Here is a 16,010-nt window from a genome sequence, read left to right as displayed (position 1 = left end):
TGCTGGACGTGCTGAGAAAAGCGTTGGCTAAGCAAGTTGCGCCGCAGCCCAGCGGGCGGCATCGGCAACCGTTGGCTCCGGGTCCGTGGTCAGCGATTGGGCAACGGCGCGCAACCCCGGCTGAGCAGAGTTGCCAATCGCATACAAAACGTTGCGCACAAACCGATCCCGGCCGATCCGTTTTATCGGCGAGCCCGAAAACAAGGCACGAAACGCCGCGTCGTCCAAAGTGGCCAGCTCTGCCAGTTTCGGCGCGGTAAATTCGGGTCGGGCCTCATAGCGGATGTCGCTCGCCGCGACGGCAAACTTGTTCCAGGGGCAGGCCGCAAGGCAATCATCGCATCCATAGATCCGGTTGCCCAGTTTGCTGCGCAGTTCCTCGTCAATCGGACCTTTGTGTTCGATGGTCAGGTAGGAAATGCAGCGGCGGGCATCGAGCTGATAAGGCGCCGGAAAGGCATCGGTGGGGCAGGCTGCAATACAGGATCGACAGGATCCGCAGTGGTCGCGCTCTGCAGGGTCGGCAGGCAGGTCAAGCGTTGTAAAAACAGACCCTATAAAGGCCCAATTGCCCCAATCCCGACTGACCAGATTGGTGTGTTTCCCCTGCCAGCCAAGCCCCGCTGCCTGTCCCAGCGGCTTTTCCGGCACCGGCGCGGTATCCACAAAGACCTTTACCTCGGCTTCATGGCCCTGCTTCTGGGCTTCGGCGATCAACCAGCGCGCCAGCCGCTTGAGCCGTTTTTTCACAAGGTCATGATAATCCTTGTTTCGGGCATAAACCGAAATGGCCCCGCGATCGGACTGCCCCACGATTTCCATCGGATCGACGTCAGGGGTATAGCTTTCGGCCAGCATGATGACCGAACGCGCCTCTGGCCACAGTTGTGCGGGATCACCACGCCAGTGGCTCCGCTCCTCCATCCAGGCCATCTGTCCATGATAGCCCGCGTCCAGAAAGGCCTGCAGCCGATCCGGCACCTCAGGCACATCCCAGGGTCGGCAGATCCGGCAGGACACAAAGCCCTCGGCCAGGGCTTGCGCCACCAGTTGATCCTTGAGACTGGAATGATCCGTCATCGGGCGTTACGTCCTTGGCTCACGCGGCGCGAACCGCACCGGCGGCAGCTGCAGACATTGTCTTATCAGAAATCGAGATCTGCGTAATGGGGCGGCGGGCTGAAACCCGGAATCTGATCCGCGAGGATAGAGCGGAAGGCCGGGCGGGATTTGATCTTGGCGTACCAGTCCTTGACGACAGCCGACCGGTTCCAATCCACATCAGAGATGTAGTCCAGCGACGACAGATGCGCAGCAGCCGCAAAGTCGGCAAGGGTCATCTGATCCCCCGCCAGCCAGCGCCGGTGATCGAGCAACCACGCCAGATAGTCGAGATGATATTTGATCGCCCGCGCGCCGGCCTTGACGTTGCTGCTGTCGGGATAGCCCTGCCCGGTCACCTTTTTGTTGACCCGTTCATAGAGCAGCTTTGATGTCACCTCGTTGTGAAACTTGTCGTCAAACCAATTGACCAGCCGGCGCACCTCGTAGCGGCCATCGGGATCGCTCGGCATCAGAGAGGGTTCGGGGCGGGTTTCTTCGAGGTACTCGCAAATCGCCGCACTTTCGGCCATCAGCTTTCCATCCAGTCGGATCACCGGAACCTTGGCCGCGGGGTTGCGGCGCAGAAAATCCGCTTCCTTTTCCCAGTAGCGTTCCTCGACCAGCTCAACCTCGATGCGCTTTTCCGCAAGCGACAGCCGTACTTTTCGGCAGAACGGGGACAGGGGCACGTGATAGAGGCGGGCCATGGGTCGTCAGGTCTCCTGTTGCGTGTGGTCGGGGGTCAGACAGCAATGCCCCGAAGCGCAGGAAGTTTCAATCCTCGAAACAGGCCGCGCGGCCATCTGCGCGAATGGTGGCCGCCCCGTCCATGATCTGCGCCGCACGCTTGCGCATGAAGGCGGATGGTTTTGCGGCAGAGCGGTCCTTGGGGTTGGGCAGGACAGAGGCCAGAAGCGCGGCCTGGCGCGGGCTCAGCTCATCCGGGCCAACGCCGAAATAATGCCGGGCTGCGGCCTCGGCTCCGAAAACACCCTCGCCCATTTCAGCGACGTTGAGATAGACCTCAAGGATACGCCGCTTGCTCCATACTGCTTCAACCATCGGGGTCATCAGTGTTTCAAGCGCCTTGCGGATCCAGCTGCGCCCCTGCCAGAGAAAGACATTCTTGACCACCTGCTGCGAGATCGTCGACGCCCCTCGCTGACCACCTTCCGCGATGGCCTTGCGAATGGCCTCGGCATCCAATCCCCAATGCTGGCAGAACCGCGCATCTTCAGCCGCGACCACGGATCGCGCCAGCACTGGCGCCATTGCTTCGATCGGCATCCATTCGCGATCAATGTCGCCCAGGCGGCGGTATTCTGACCAGATGGTGAATGTGGTGGGCGGGTTGACCACCGAAAACAGCAGGATCGGCAGCAACATGACTGCAACGCCAACAAGCGCGGCGCGGCCGATCCAGCGTTTGGCCAGACGGCCCGGTGAAATATCAGGGCGCGCCTTTGCCTTGCCCGCAGATTTTCCGCGCGCCTTGGTCTTCTTGGAAGAGCCCGATTTTCCGCCTGTTTTTGCTGCCTTCGCCATAGCCTCTCTATACGGCAGAGTGGCGTCCTGCTCCAACCGGGAAATCAAGCCGCCTGCAAGAGATCGCCAAAGCAGGCATCAGACAGGCATCTTGATGTGAAAAGGCCCCGACCGTTGAAACCGTCGGGGCCTGTCCAAGGCAATGCAGAGGAGTTGGCGGGGCCTATTCCGCCGGTACGGCTGCTACGTCCAGTGTCAGGGGCTGGGGCAGCTTGTCCAACATCTCGGTCGGGCAAACCTGCAAGAAGTTCGCTTTCTCGCTCTCCCAGTGCTGGAGAATATCAGCGGCCTTGCGGCTGCCGGTTTCTGCCAGATGACGCTCGACCAGTCCTTTGAGCTGCTGTTCCCAATGCTCCACGCCGACCTGGCAGGTGACGAGGGATTCCATGTTCATCAGCGTCTCGGCCTTGCCTTCCGGGTCGTAGATATAAGCCATGCCGCCGGTCATACCTGCACCAAAGTTGGCGCCAATAGAGCCGAGGATCACCGCGACACCGCCGGTCATGTATTCACAACCGCAGGCACCACAGCCTTCGACCACCACGCTGGCACCGGAGTTGCGGACCGCGAAGCGTTCACCGGCACGACCTGCCGCAAAGAGATAGCCATCGGTTGCACCATAAAGGACGGTGTTGCCAACGATGGTGTTCTCGCTTGCTGTCAGCGGCGATGCCATCGGCGGACGTACCACAATGGTACCACCGGACAGACCCTTGCCGACGTAGTCGTTCGCATCGCCCGAAACCTCCAGCTTGAGCCCCGGCGCTGCAAAGGCACCAAGAGACTGACCAGCAGAGCCTTGCAGTTTTACCGTCAGGTGGTCGGGCTGCAGCGTGTTGCGCATGCCAAAGTTGCGGACAATGTGGCTGGATGTGCGGGTGCCCACGGTCCGATGTGTGTTCTGAACCGCATAGGACAGCTGCATCTTTTCGCCGTCCTGCAGGAAGCGGGCGGCATCGCGCACGATTTCCTTGTCCAGAGTGTCCGGCACAGCATTGCGTTCACGATCACGGTTATAGTCGATGTCATGCGCACCATCGACGGTGATCAACATCGGGTTGAGGTCCAGATCATCAAGATGTGCCGAACCACGGGACACCTGCGCCAGCAGATCCGCCCGACCGATCACCTCGTCCAGAGAGCGCGCGCCGATTGAAGCGAGGATCTCGCGGACTTCCTGTGCGTAGAAGGTGATGAGGTTCACAACTTTGTCCGCGTTGCCGGTGAACTTGCCGCGCAGGGCTTCGTCCTGGGTACAGACACCAACGGGACAGGTGTTGGACTGGCACTGGCGCACCATGATGCACCCCATTGCGATCAGCGCCGCGGTGCCGATGCCGTATTCTTCGGCCCCCAGCATTGCGGCCATCACGATGTCACGACCGGTCCGCAGACCACCATCGGTCCGCAGGGTGACCCGATCACGCAGGTTGTTCATCGCCAGAACCTGATGCGCCTCGGTCAGGCCCATCTCCCACGGCAGACCCGCGTACTTGATCGAAGTCGCCGGTGACGCGCCGGTGCCACCGTTGTGGCCCGAAATCAGGATGATGTCGGCCTTCGCCTTGGCAACGCCCGCAGCAATGGTGCCAACGCCGGAAGACGCCACCAGTTTCACCGTCACCTTGCAGCGCGGGTTGATCTGCTTCAGGTCATAGATCAGCTGCGCCAGATCCTCGATCGAGTAGATATCGTGGTGCGGCGGCGGCGAGATCAGCGTCACGCCCTTGGTGGAGTGGCGCAGACGGGCAATCAGGTCGGTGACCTTCATCCCCGGCAGCTGGCCGCCTTCACCGGGCTTGGCGCCCTGGGCTACCTTGATTTCCAGCTCTTCGCACTGGTTCAGGTATTCGGCTGTCACACCAAAGCGGCCCGACGCCACCTGCTTGATTTTCGCAGACGGGTTGTCGCCGTTCGGCTCTGGAACGAAGTGCGCCGGATCTTCACCGCCCTCACCAGAGTCGGACTTGGCGCCGATCCGGTTCATTGCCACGTTCAGCGTCTTGTGCGCCTCGGGGCTCAACGCGCCCAAGGACATGCCCGGTGTCACGAACCGTTTGCGGATCGAAGTGATCGATTCCACTTCCTCAATCGGCACGGCCTTGCCCAGCGGCTTGATCTGCAGCAGGTCGCGCAGGTGGATCGGCGGGTTAGATTGCATTTTTGCCGAGTACTGCTTCCACAACTCATAAGAGGCGCGGTTGCAGGCCATCTGCATCATATGCATGGACGTGGCTTCCCAGGCGTGGGTCTCGCCAGACTTGCGGGCTTTGTAGAAGCCGCCGATTGGCAGGACATCCTGGGCACCCAACCATGCCTTGGCGTGGATTTCTTCCAGCTTGGTTTGAATACCTGTCACACCAATACCGGAAATCCGCGAGATCATGCCGGGGAAGTATTCCGCACACATCGCGCGCGAAAGGCCAACAGCCTCAAAGTTCAAGCCACCGCGGTAAGAGGAAATCACCGAGATTCCCATCTTGGCCATGATCTTCAACAGGCCCTGGTCGATCGCTTCACGGTAGCGGGCGACGTTCTCGGTCAGGCTGCCGTCCAGCAGGCCGCGCTCGATACGGTCGGCGAGCGAATCCTCGGCCAGGTAGGCGTTCACAACGGTTGCGCCACAGCCAATCAACACCGCGAAATAATGCGGGTCGATGCATTCAGCAGAACGTACGTTGAGCGAGCAGAAGGTACGCAGCCCCTTGCGGGTCAGATGCGAATGCACGGCAGAGGTGGCCAGAATCATCGGCATCGCAACCTTGTCAGCATTGGAGTGCTGATCGGTCAGAACGATGTGGCCGGCCCCCGAGCTGACGGCCTCTTCGGCTTCGGCGCGGATACGGGCGAGTGCGGCGCTCAGGCTGCCCTGGCCAGGTTCAAAGCTACAGTCGATTTCTGCCAGAGGTGCGTTCAGGTTTTCAACCAGCTCGTCCCACTGGGCATTGCCGACAAAGGGGCTCTCAAGGACGATGATCTCAGTCTGAGAGCTGTCCTCGTCCAGTACGTTTTTCAGGTTACCAAAGCGCGTCTTCAGCGACATCACGCGATATTCACGCAGGCTGTCGATCGGCGGGTTGGTCACCTGAGAGAAGTTCTGACGGAAGAAATGGCTCAGCGGGCGGTACATCTTGGACAGAACAGCCGACGGGGTGTCATCGCCCATCGAGGCCAGCGTTTCCTTGCCATCCTCAGCCATCGGCGCGAGGATCTGTTCCAGCTCTTCGATGGTGTAACCGGCAGCGACCTGACGGCGACGCAGCTCATCGCCGCTGAACAGCGCCTTTTCAGTGACTTTCGCAAGGGTGCTGTCGAGATCGTTGATCTTCTGAACCCAATCACCAAACGGCAGCGCAGCAGCCAGTTTGTCCTTGATCTCGGTGTCGTGGAACAGCTTGCCCTTTTGCATGTCGACGGCCAGCATCTGACCGGGGCCAAGCGCGCCTTTTTCGACAACGGTGGCCTCGTCAATCGGGACCATCCCCGCCTCAGAGCCCGCAATCACAAGCCCATCACCGGTCACGACATAACGCATCGGGCGCAGACCGTTGCGATCAAGGCCCGCACAAACCCAGCGACCATCCGTCATCGCCAGCGCAGCAGGGCCGTCCCACGGTTCCATAACGGAGTTGCAGTAGGAATACATATCCCGCCAGGCTTGCGGCAGTTCCACCGCCTGCTTGGACCAGCTTTCGGGCACCAGCATGGTTTTGGCCATCGGTGCAGAACGGCCTGCGCGCACCAGAACCTCAAACACCGAATCCAGCGCAGCAGAGTCGGACGAACCGCTCGCCACGATCGGCTTGATGTCCTCGGCGTAGTCGCCAAAGGTGGACGAGGCCATGCGGATTTCGTGGCTCTTCATCCAGTTCAGGTTGCCCTTGAGGGTATTCACCTCGCCGTTGTGGGCCAGCATGCGGAACGGCTGAGCAAGCCACCACTGAGGGAAAGTGTTGGTGGAATAGCGCTGGTGGTAGATCGCAAAGGCGCTTTCGAACCGCTCGTCCATCAGGTCAGGGTAAAAGACCGCAACCTGCTCTGCGAGCATCATGCCCTTGTAGATGATCGACCGGCAGGACAGGGATGCGATGTACAGCTGACCAACCTGCGCAGCAGCGGCCGCTTTTTCGATCCGACGGCGGATAACATAAAGCTCACGCTCAAAGGTTTCTTCGTCCACACCTTTGGAGTTGGAGATCAGGATCTGCTCGATCTCCGGACGGGTCGCATTTGCTTTTTCGCCCAGGCAGGTCACATCGACCGGCACATGGCGCCAGCCGTAGATGTAATAGCCCATCCGCAGAACTTCTGTTTCCACGATGGTCCGGCAGCGCTCTTGCGCGCCAAAGTCGGTGCGCGGCAGGAAGACCTGACCAACGGCCAGCAGCTGATCTTCGCGTGGCTCGTGGCCAGTGCGGCGGACCTGATCATAAAAGAAAGGTGCCGGAATTTGCACGTGGATGCCCGCGCCATCGCCGGTCTTGCCGTCGGCATCAACAGCGCCGCGGTGCCAGATTGCTTTCAGCGCGTCGATACCCGCCTCGACAACCTTCCGGCTGCGTGCGCCATCGACCGACACCACAAGGCCAACCCCGCAGGACGAATGCTCTTCTTCCTCGGCATAGAGACCGTTTTCGGCCATCCACTTGCGCTTGGCTTCTTCGGCGCGTGCCCAGTCTGCATCAAATTTTGTCATATCATTGCTCCCGTTCCGGTGGGCGGCCCTGCAAGGGCTGCGCCTGCCCGGTAGAATATCTGTCTTACTCAGCGGCGATGCTGCTGGCGGCGGCGTCAAAGCGGCTCAGGATGGCGTCGGCACAATCACGGCCGTCCTTGATGGCCCAGACCACCAGCGACGCGCCACGTACGATGTCACCCACGGCGTAGACCCCGTCGAGCTCGGTCGCGCCGGTCTGGAAGGCTGCTTTGATCGTGCCCCAGCGGGTCACAGGCAGTTCAGGCTGGTCCCAGAGGGTCGGCAGGTCTTCCGGCTCAAACCCAAGCGCCTTGATCACGAGATCGGCAGGTTCCACGTAGTCAGCGCCTTCGATCACTTCGGGGGCCTGACGACCGGATGCATCCGGCTGGCCCAGACGCATTTTCTGCACCATCACGCCCGCAACCTTGCCGCCCTCATCGGTGAAGCCCTTGGGCGCCGACAGCCATTCGAACACCACGCCTTCTTCCTCGGCGTTTTGGGTTTCCCGCTGCGAGCCCGGCATATTGGCGCGGTCACGGCGATAGAGACATTTAACAGAGGTCGCGCCCTGACGAATTGAGGTCCGCACGCAATCCATCGCGGTATCACCGCCACCGATCACCACAACGCGCTTGCCATCGGCGTTCAGCGTGCCGTTGTCGAATTCCTCGATGCTGTCGCCAAAGTTCGACGCTTTGTTCGATACGGTCAGGAAATCAATCGCCTTGACGATGCCGGTGGCACCGGAGCCCGGCATTTCCAGATCGCGGGATTTGTAGACACCCGTCGCGATGATGACGGCATCATGTTTCGCGCGGATATCGTCAAAGGAAATATCCTGCCCGACGTTGCAGTTCATCACGAACTCAACCCCACCATCAGCCAACAGCTGATTGCGGCGCATCACCACGTCCTTTTCCAGCTTGAACCCCGGAATCCCGTAGGTGAGCAGCCCGCCAGCGCGGTCGTAACGATCATAGATGGTGACCTTAACACCTGCGCGACGCAGCATGTCAGCTGCCGCCAGACCGCCGGGGCCTGCGCCGATGATCCCTACGGATTCGCTGCGTTCCTGCGCCGGTTTGATCGGCTGTACCCAGCCCTGATCCCAAGCGGTATCGGTGATGTATTTCTCCACCGCGCCGATGGTCACGGTACCGTGGCCGGATTGTTCGATCACACAGTTTCCTTCGCACAGGCGGTCCTGCGGGCAGATGCGGCCACAGATCTCTGGGAAGGTATTGGTCGCCTGGCTGGTCTCATAGGCCTCTTGCAGGCGACCTGTCGCCGTCAGGCGGAGCCAGTCGGGAATATTGTTGTGCAGCGGGCAGTGTGACTGACAATAAGGGACACCACACTGGCTGCAGCGGCTTGCCTGTTCCTCGGCCTTGGCGGCCGCGAATTCAGCGTAGATTTCATTGAAATCTTCCTTGCGATCCTCTGCGGCCCGCTTGTTGGGCATGTCGCGATCGATCTGCACGAATTTGAGCATCGGTTGCTTGGCCACGGGACGGACTCCATGTTGGGCTGGCTGCGATTTCTGGTCTATCGGAGCGGAGCGAATTAAAAGTCAACATTGCTGACCTAAAATGACAGCAGTTACCTGCCTGATACCCTCTCTGGCGGAAATGTACAGAAATTTTAGGTCCGTATCGGTCATAAAAACCACAGAGCTCAATAAAATCAATGCATTTACACAGAAAGCGATCTTTGCGATCCCTTCAGGACATATAGCGGACGGTCACCATGCCCCTTTTCCAACTGATCCTGATCGCCCTGATTCAGGGAATTACCGAGTTTCTGCCGGTCTCCTCCTCCGGACATCTCATTTTGCTGCCTGGCCTGACGGGGCTGGAGGACCAGGGGCAGGTGATCGACGTCGCTGTTCATGTTGGCACCCTTGCCGCTGTTGTCCTTTTCTTCTGGAAGGACGTGCGTGAGGGATTGATAGGCCTGCCCCGTGCCCTCACCGGCAAGACAGATACGCCAGGCGCGCAGCTGGCGATGGGGCTGATCATCGCAACCATTCCAACTGTTCTGTTTGGTGCGTTCCTGCATTTCTCGGGGCTCAGCGATGCCCTGCGCTCCATCACCGTTATCGGCTGGACGATGTTGGGGTTTGGAATCGTGCTGTATTTTGCCGACAAATTCGGCCGCACAGGCAAAACGGTTGAGGACTGGAGACCCAAAGACGCGCTGATCATGGGGCTGTGGCAGATGCTGGCGCTGATTCCCGGCACCTCCCGATCAGGCATCACCATCACCGGCGCCCGGCAGCTGGGCTATGCGCGATTGGATGCGGCACGGATTTCCATGCTCATGTCGATCCCCACAATCATCGCCTCCGGTGTATTGCTCGGCGCAGAAGTCGCCATCGAAGCCAATGCCAACGTCCTGCGAGACGCTGCCATTGCTGCCGGGTTGTCGATGCTGGCCGCGCTCGCGGCGCTGGCCCTCATGATGCGGCTTCTGCGGTCCGTCAGTTTCACGCCATACGTAATCTACCGAGTGATCCTTGGCCTCGTCCTGCTGAGCATCGCCTATCAGGGCTGAGCCCCCGCATCACAAAGCCAGAACAACAAAAAAAGGCGCAGGATGATCCCGCGCCTTTTTCATTCAGTTCCGTCAGAAAATCAGAGGTCATTCCGCAGGTTGCGGGCCGAATCCATGATATCGTCGTACTGACCCGCCGGGCGGAATTTCCAGAGGTAGTCAGGCAGCACCGACCCTGCGGTCACGGGACGAATACCAAGATCCTCGAACCCCTTGGCATCTGCCGAGACAACATTGTCCAGCTTCAGGTTCTTGAGCTGATCACGAGTCAGCATCTTGTTTTCGATCAGCTGGAAGCTCACGAATTGCAGAAGGTCAAAACCAAGGGCAACCAGCTTGGCAATCGGCCCCGGCAGCGAGACCACCAGACGACGACGGTTGATGACATCCAGCATCTGCTGCATCAGCGCGCCAAAGCTCTTCACCTCGGGACCGCCCAGTTCGTAAACGCCAGCAGCGGCCTTACCGGTCAGGGCAGCGACAGCAGCCTTGGCCACATCATCAACATAAACCGGCTGGAATTTCGTGTCCGCATGCGCGATCGGAAGCAGTGGCGACAAACGGGTCATGCCGGCAAAGCGGTTAAAGAACTGATCTTCAGCGCCAAAGATGATGGAAGGGCGCAGGATAACTGCGTTCGGCTGGTGCTTCAGCACCGCGGTTTCACCTGCGGCTTTGGTGCGGGCATATTCGCTTGCACCGTCAGCATCTGCACCGATGGCGGACACGTGCACCATGTTGGTGATGCCCTGCTCTGCTGCGATTCGCGCGATGCGCTCTGCGCCTTCGGTCTGCACAGCATCAAAGGTGTTCTTGCCCACCTCGTTCAGAATACCCACGCAGTTTACAACCGCATCAGCACCCTGCATCACAGCCGCGACGGATGCATCATTGCGAATGTTGCACAAAACCGGCTCCACCTGGCCCGGAACACCATATGGCTTGACGAACATGGCTTCGTTGGGGCGGCGAACGGCGACGCGAACACGCCAGCCTTCCTTGGCCATGCGGCGTGCGATGTAACGGCCGACAAAACCGGACCCGCCATAGATCGTGACCAGTTTGGACATCTTTTGGCTCCTACATTAGCTGTTGACCCGATTTACCGCCCCAAGCCCAACGGAACAAGGCGCAAATCGCCCTAGCGCGTCTCAATCGTGACAGCATCGCGAAATAATTGATGTCATATTGCCGCGCCTGACGGCAAAGCTAACTTTATTGTCGTGAAAGAGAAGTGAACTGAGAGCACAACGCATGAATCCAAGCGCAGAAACCGTGGCCCCCGCGGACCGAGACCTGATTTTGGCCAGCGTCGAGAGTCAGAAGATGGAGCTCGACCAGTTTGTATCCCTGTTTTACGCCAAGTTCTTTGAGCGCTGCCCGGACACCCGGCCAATGTTCCCCCACGACATGTCCCTGCAAGAAGAAAAACTGCTCATGTCGCTCACTCACATCATAGAGGCGTTGGAGCACCCGGCGAAACTGCGGCTGATTCTGCTGGATCAGGGGGAACGCCACAAAGCCCTGCAAATCAACGACGATCACTTTGCAGGTTTCATCGACAGCTTTACCGGCGCACTGAAAGACACGCTGCAGGAGGCTTGGTCCGAGGAAACCCGCCAGGCGTGGCTCCGTTTTCTGCAATATGTGGCCTATCAGATGGGGTTTCTGAAGTAGCCAAAAGTCCAGCCTTGATCGGTGGCGACGACCAAGTGCAGGAAAACACAGGAACCCGCCAAAACGCTGCATTTTCCGTTTGACGCCCCTTTCGGTTCTGCGTATACGCCCCCTCACGACACCTGCCCAGGTGGCGGAATTGGTAGACGCGCTAGCTTCAGGTGCTAGTGTCCGTATGGACGTGGAGGTTCGAGTCCTCTCCTGGGCACCATATCCCCGACATCGTTAGACTAACGCAGCGCCAGAAATGGCGTTTTGATCCTTTCGTGGACACGATCTAACGATTTGGGCTTGCTCAATAATTCCTGCCATCTCCCCGCGCCCAAGCGCGTTTGCTGGAAAAATCGCCGAGCTGCATTTTCCATTTGACGCCCCCTTTGGTTCTGCGTATACGCCCCCTCACGACACCTGCCCAGGTGGCGGAATTGGTAGACGCGCTAGCTTCAGGTGCTAGTGTCCGTATGGACGTGGAGGTTCGAGTCCTCTCCTGGGCACCATATCCCCGACATCGATGGATAATGACAATGACGCCTCTGGGCGGCTTCTGTCTGTGCCAGATCGACCGCTTCCACCCCCTCAACCATGACAGGGTTTCTGCCCCTGAAGCCAACCCGCAGCAGCTGCGAGAGTTGAGTTTGGCAGAAGGAAAGCCTATTTCGGTCGCAAACCTATTGCATCCGCAAGACAAAGGACCGCGTTTTGGCCAATCATCTGTATCAAAATGACCTGCCCGATGGGCTTGATCTCGGCCCTGTGGTCGCCATCGATTGTGAAACGATGGGGCTAAATCCACACCGTGATCGGCTGTGCGTGATCCAGATGTCCGGCGGCGACGGCAATGCGCATATCGTTCAGGTGGCCAAAGGTCAGACCGAGGCCCCAAACCTGTGCCGCATGCTTGAGGATCCCAATGTGCTGAAGCTGTTCCACTTTGGCCGCTTTGACATTGCCGCGATGTATCACGCCTTTGGCGCATTGGCGGCACCCGTCTACTGCACCAAGATCGCAAGCCGTCTGGTTCGCACCTACACGGATCGCCATGGGCTTAAAAACCTGACGCAAGAGCTGATCGGCGTCGACATCTCCAAGCAGCAGCAAATGAGCGACTGGGGCGCGGCACAGCTGAGCGATGCACAGCTGGATTACGCAGCCTCTGATGTCTTGCATCTGCACCGCTTGCGTGCAGCGCTGGACAAACGTCTGGATCGCGAAGGGCGAACCGAAATGGCTCAGGCCTGCTTTGACTTCCTGCCGATGCGTGCAAAGCTCGATCTCGCTGGCTGGCCTGAAACAGACATCTTTGCACACTCATGAACAGCGCAGAGACATTCCTCGCCACCGCGCGACAGGTCATCACCGATGAAGCCAAGGCGCTTGACGCCCTGGCCGACGCTCTGGATTCGCGTTTTGCCGACGCAGTTGAACTGGTTTTAAAGGCAAAGGGCCGGGTGATCGTCAGCGGCATCGGAAAATCGGGCCACATCGGGCATAAAATTGCTGCGACTTTGGCATCGACCGGGACGCCCGCCTTTTTTGTCCACCCTGCCGAGGCGAGCCACGGCGATCTAGGCATGGTATCGCAGGACGACGTTGTCTTGGCGATTTCCAATTCGGGCGAAGCTCCGGAGCTGGCCAACCTGCTCGCCTTTACCCGCAGATTTGGCATTCCGTTGATCGGCCTGTCCAGCCGGATGGACAGCACGCTGATGAAAGAGGCCGATGTCCACCTGCAAATCCCCGCAATGGGCGAGGCCTGCGGCTTTGGCATGGTGCCGTCGATTTCGACCACTTTGACCCTCGCCATTGGGGATGCGCTGGCCATTGCGCTGATGAAGCACCGTGATTTTCGCCCAGAGAATTTCCGCGCCTTTCATCCCGGTGGCAAACTGGGCGCGCGCCTGTCGCGGGTCAGCGACCTGATGCACGGCGATGATGCCCTGCCCCTGGTCCGGCAGGACACGCCAATGTCCGATGCCCTGATTGAAATCAGCCAAAAGGGATTTGGCGTCTCTGGCGTGATCAATGACGATGGCGCGCTGATCGGTATCATCACCGACGGTGACCTTCGCCGCCACATGGATGGCCTGTTGGGAAAAACAGCGGCAGATGTCATGACCGCCAATCCAACCACCATCGCATCCGATTCAATGGCCGAAGAAGCCGTGGCGATCATGAACGAACGCAAGATCACCTGCCTGTTCGTCGTTGATCCTGAGGCCAAGGACGGCGTTGCCAGAGGTCTCTTGCATATCCACGATTGCCTGCGCGTCGGCCTGGGCTAGGGGTCATCGCGGATGGACGGTTATTCACGCCTTGTCGCCTATCTGAAGGTCCTGCTGCCGCTCACGGCGCTGGCGCTGATGTCGACCGTTTTCCTGTTGTCTCGTGGTGTCGAAACCGACGCTGTCATCCCCTTTGCCCAGAAAGATCTGAAGGACCGCACCAGCGGGCAGCAGATCACGGCGCCTTTCTTCTCTGGCACAACCACCCAAGGGGACGAAATCATGGTCACGGCCCAGTCTGCGCGTCCGGGCGGGGCGAATGGACCTGCAACCGCGATCGACCTGCAGGCCGAAATCCGCATGGCCGAGGGCGGCACGATACACGTCAGCTCGGACATCGGGGAATTACGTCCCGAAAAGGAAATCGCAAGCTTTCGCGGTGATGTTGAGATCCTCTCCAGCGACGGCCTGCGGGTCACAACACAAGAGCTGAACGCGGCGCTGAACGGTGTCAAAGCAGACAGCCCTGGCCCCGTCGAAGCCCGTGGCCCCATTGGCACACTTACCGCCGGTGCCATGGAGATTGACACAAAAACCGAAAACGGGCCGGTACATATGGTTTTCAACAAAGGGGTCAAACTGCTATACGACCCGCAACAATCGGAAAGATAACCTGTGTTGTATCTGCGTGTTTTGATGTTCTGCCTGCCGTTTGCCCTGCTGTCAGCGGGGGTTTCTGCGCAGAACGCCTCTATCGCCTTTGGTGCGGTTAAGGCTGATCCATCCCTTCCGGTGGAGGTGACAGCAGATGCGCTGGACGTAAACCAGCAGGATGGCTCTGCCCGGTTTGTTGGCAATGTGATCATCATTCAGGGCGTGATGCGCCTGTCAGCGGATGATGTGCTGGTGATCTACAAACAGGACGATGGCGGCAAGACCGGTGTCGAACGGCTGGAAGCAGCTGGCAATGTCATCCTGGTCAACGGCCCGGACGCAGCCGAAGCAGACAAGGCGGAATACACCATCGATTCCGGCACCGTCGTCATGACCGGCAATGTCCTGCTGAGCCAGGGCACCGGCACGCTGACATCGAACCGCCTGGTGGTGAATCTGACCACCGGCACCGCCAGCATGTCCGGGCGCGTCAAGACGATCCTGAACGGCGGATCGGACTGATGGCGAAACCAACGCTTACAGTGACTGAAGGCAGCTCTGGCCTGCGTATCGAAAAGCTGCGCAAGTCCTACAGCAAGAAGGTCGTGATCCGCGATGTTTCGATGTCGCTAGACCGCGGTGAGGTCGTCGCTCTTCTTGGGCCGAACGGATCCGGCAAGACAACCAGCTTTTACGCGATCGCAGGGCTCGTTTTTCCCGAAGCCGGAACCGTGACCATCGACGGGCAGAACGCAACGACGCTGCCGATGTATCGCCGGGCGCGGATGGGTATCGGATATCTGCCGCAGGAGATGTCGATCTTCCGTGGTCTGTCGGTAGAGGACAACATCTCTTCTGTTCTGGATATCGCGGTCAAACACCCCCACAAGCGTCGTGAACGGCTGGAAGAACTGCTTTCCGATTTCTCGATCGAACACCTGCGCCGCGCACCTGCGCTCGCTTTGTCGGGCGGGGAACGACGCCGGGTCGAGATCGCACGCTGCCTTGCTGCAGATCCCAAATACCTCTTGCTGGATGAACCTTTCGCCGGTGTGGATCCTATTTCTGTCGGCGATATCCGGCATCTGGTAGGTGATCTGAAAAAGCGTGGAATTGGCGTGCTCATCACCGACCATAATGTCCGCGAGACGCTGGAAATCGTCGATCGCGCCTATATCCTGCACGACGGCAAGGTGCTGATGTCCGGCACCCCATCCGAAGTTGTGGACAACGAAAATGTTCGCCGCGTCTATCTGGGCGATAATTTCCGGATTTCCTGATCGCTCTCGGCGCAATTGCGCCGATTCGGCCACGGCGCCCCGTCTCTGTTGTCAGAATTCGGTAACCGATTAACGCCGATTTGCATTGACTCTGCCGCCTCGTTGTCATGGAATTGACCCATGGCAAACTTGCAGTCCGACGCTGTCCTCGCTCCAGCCTTGTTGACAAGGCCCAGACGAATGCGACCGACTGATTTGCCTAAATCCCTCTTTCAAAACTGAATTTTCGGCCGGGCTTGGCCTGGCCTGGGTTTTGGAAGTCTTTTTGTGAAGGAG

13 protein-coding genes and 2 tRNA genes are annotated in these 16,010 nt (G+C 59.2%); 9 read left to right on the top strand and 6 right to left on the bottom strand.

Going from position 1 to position 16,010, the window contains the following annotated elements; translation table 11 throughout:
- Positions 1-27: 27 nt before the first annotated feature.
- From queG to KUV39_RS13830, 5 genes are all read right to left on the bottom strand, one after another.
- The gene (queG, locus tag KUV39_RS13850) at positions 28-1,080 is read right to left on the bottom strand and encodes a tRNA epoxyqueuosine(34) reductase QueG (RefSeq protein WP_222460028.1); all 1,053 of its coding nucleotides are present in this window, start codon (positions 1,078-1,080) and stop codon (positions 28-30) included.
- A gap of 65 nt (positions 1,081-1,145) precedes the next feature.
- Positions 1,146-1,811 (bottom strand): FtsZ-binding protein FzlA, encoded by a 666-nt coding sequence (fzlA, locus tag KUV39_RS13845; RefSeq protein WP_008560007.1) that lies wholly within the window; start codon positions 1,809-1,811, stop codon positions 1,146-1,148.
- A gap of 67 nt (positions 1,812-1,878) precedes the next feature.
- Positions 1,879-2,649, bottom strand: coding sequence for a monofunctional biosynthetic peptidoglycan transglycosylase (gene mtgA, locus KUV39_RS13840; protein ID WP_008560513.1), 771 nt, complete (start codon positions 2,647-2,649; stop codon positions 1,879-1,881).
- Between the two features lie 163 nt (positions 2,650-2,812).
- Positions 2,813-7,345 (bottom strand): glutamate synthase large subunit, encoded by a 4,533-nt coding sequence (gene gltB / locus KUV39_RS13835; RefSeq protein WP_008560395.1) that lies wholly within the window; start codon positions 7,343-7,345, stop codon positions 2,813-2,815.
- A 64-nt stretch (positions 7,346-7,409) separates the two neighbouring features.
- Positions 7,410-8,855, bottom strand: coding sequence for an NAD(P)-dependent oxidoreductase (locus KUV39_RS13830; protein WP_168578796.1), 1,446 nt, complete (start codon positions 8,853-8,855; stop codon positions 7,410-7,412).
- Positions 8,856-9,094: 239 nt separating this feature from the next.
- Here KUV39_RS13830 and KUV39_RS13825 point away from each other — a divergent pair, with 239 nt between their 5' ends.
- Complete coding sequence (locus KUV39_RS13825) at positions 9,095-9,901, top strand: undecaprenyl-diphosphate phosphatase (protein WP_008562576.1); 807 nt, start codon at positions 9,095-9,097, stop codon at positions 9,899-9,901.
- A gap of 80 nt (positions 9,902-9,981) precedes the next feature.
- On the opposite strand, the gene KUV39_RS13820 is transcribed toward KUV39_RS13825, so the two are convergent.
- On the bottom strand, positions 9,982-10,971 hold the full coding sequence (locus KUV39_RS13820) for a complex I NDUFA9 subunit family protein (RefSeq protein ID WP_209035387.1): 990 nt from the start codon (positions 10,969-10,971) through the stop codon (positions 9,982-9,984).
- Between the two features lie 184 nt (positions 10,972-11,155).
- On the opposite strand from KUV39_RS13820, the gene KUV39_RS13815 reads away from it, so the two are divergent.
- From KUV39_RS13815 to lptB, 8 genes are all read left to right on the top strand, one after another.
- On the top strand, positions 11,156-11,578 hold the full coding sequence (locus KUV39_RS13815; RefSeq protein WP_222460027.1) for a globin domain-containing protein: 423 nt from the start codon (positions 11,156-11,158) through the stop codon (positions 11,576-11,578).
- 124 nt (positions 11,579-11,702) lie between these two features.
- A tRNA-Leu gene (locus tag KUV39_RS13810) sits at positions 11,703-11,789 on the top strand.
- 199 nt (positions 11,790-11,988) lie between these two features.
- A tRNA-Leu gene (locus KUV39_RS13805) sits at positions 11,989-12,075 on the top strand.
- Between the two features lie 202 nt (positions 12,076-12,277).
- Positions 12,278-12,892, top strand: coding sequence for a ribonuclease D (locus KUV39_RS13800; RefSeq protein WP_008561916.1), 615 nt, complete (start codon positions 12,278-12,280; stop codon positions 12,890-12,892).
- Entirely contained in the window at positions 12,889-13,860 is a 972-nt protein-coding gene (locus KUV39_RS13795; protein ID WP_222460026.1) for a KpsF/GutQ family sugar-phosphate isomerase, read from the top strand. The genes KUV39_RS13800 and KUV39_RS13795 overlap by 4 nt, the downstream gene beginning before the upstream one ends.
- Positions 13,861-13,872: 12 nt before the next feature.
- On the top strand, positions 13,873-14,472 hold the full coding sequence (gene lptC / locus KUV39_RS13790) for an LPS export ABC transporter periplasmic protein LptC (RefSeq protein ID WP_008562394.1): 600 nt from the start codon (positions 13,873-13,875) through the stop codon (positions 14,470-14,472).
- Between the two features lie 24 nt (positions 14,473-14,496).
- The gene (locus KUV39_RS13785) at positions 14,497-14,976 is read left to right on the top strand and encodes an LptA/OstA family protein (protein WP_050674125.1); all 480 of its coding nucleotides are present in this window, start codon (positions 14,497-14,499) and stop codon (positions 14,974-14,976) included.
- Positions 14,976-15,734 carry an LPS export ABC transporter ATP-binding protein gene (gene lptB / locus KUV39_RS13780; protein WP_008559443.1) on the top strand — a complete coding sequence of 253 codons (759 nt, stop codon included), beginning with the start codon at positions 14,976-14,978 and terminating at the stop codon, positions 15,732-15,734. Before KUV39_RS13785 ends, lptB begins: the two co-directional genes overlap by 1 nt.
- Positions 15,735-16,010 lie beyond the last annotated feature (276 nt).

Origin of the sequence: Phaeobacter italicus (genome assembly GCF_019801785.1) — a bacterium.
Lineage (GTDB): Bacteria > Pseudomonadota > Alphaproteobacteria > Rhodobacterales > Rhodobacteraceae > Phaeobacter > Phaeobacter italicus.
This window is presented reverse-complemented; position numbering and strand designations above follow the sequence as displayed.

Coding starts and splice junctions, on each gene's coding strand:
- queG (WP_222460028.1), bottom strand. CDS start 1,080: ATGACGGATCATTCCAGTCTCAAGGATCAACTGGTGGCGCAAGCCCTG.
- fzlA (WP_008560007.1), bottom strand. CDS start 1,811: ATGGCCCGCCTCTATCACGTGCCCCTGTCCCCGTTCTGCCGAAAAGTA.
- mtgA (WP_008560513.1), bottom strand. CDS start 2,649: ATGGCGAAGGCAGCAAAAACAGGCGGAAAATCGGGCTCTTCCAAGAAG.
- gltB (WP_008560395.1), bottom strand. CDS start 7,345: ATGACAAAATTTGATGCAGACTGGGCACGCGCCGAAGAAGCCAAGCGC.
- KUV39_RS13825 (WP_008562576.1), top strand. CDS start 9,095: ATGCCCCTTTTCCAACTGATCCTGATCGCCCTGATTCAGGGAATTACC.
- KUV39_RS13820 (WP_209035387.1), bottom strand. CDS start 10,971: ATGTCCAAACTGGTCACGATCTATGGCGGGTCCGGTTTTGTCGGCCGT.
- KUV39_RS13815 (WP_222460027.1), top strand. CDS start 11,156: ATGAATCCAAGCGCAGAAACCGTGGCCCCCGCGGACCGAGACCTGATT.
- KUV39_RS13795 (WP_222460026.1), top strand. CDS start 12,889: ATGAACAGCGCAGAGACATTCCTCGCCACCGCGCGACAGGTCATCACC.
- lptC (WP_008562394.1), top strand. CDS start 13,873: ATGGACGGTTATTCACGCCTTGTCGCCTATCTGAAGGTCCTGCTGCCG.
- KUV39_RS13785 (WP_050674125.1), top strand. CDS start 14,497: ATGTTCTGCCTGCCGTTTGCCCTGCTGTCAGCGGGGGTTTCTGCGCAG.
- lptB (WP_008559443.1), top strand. CDS start 14,976: ATGGCGAAACCAACGCTTACAGTGACTGAAGGCAGCTCTGGCCTGCGT.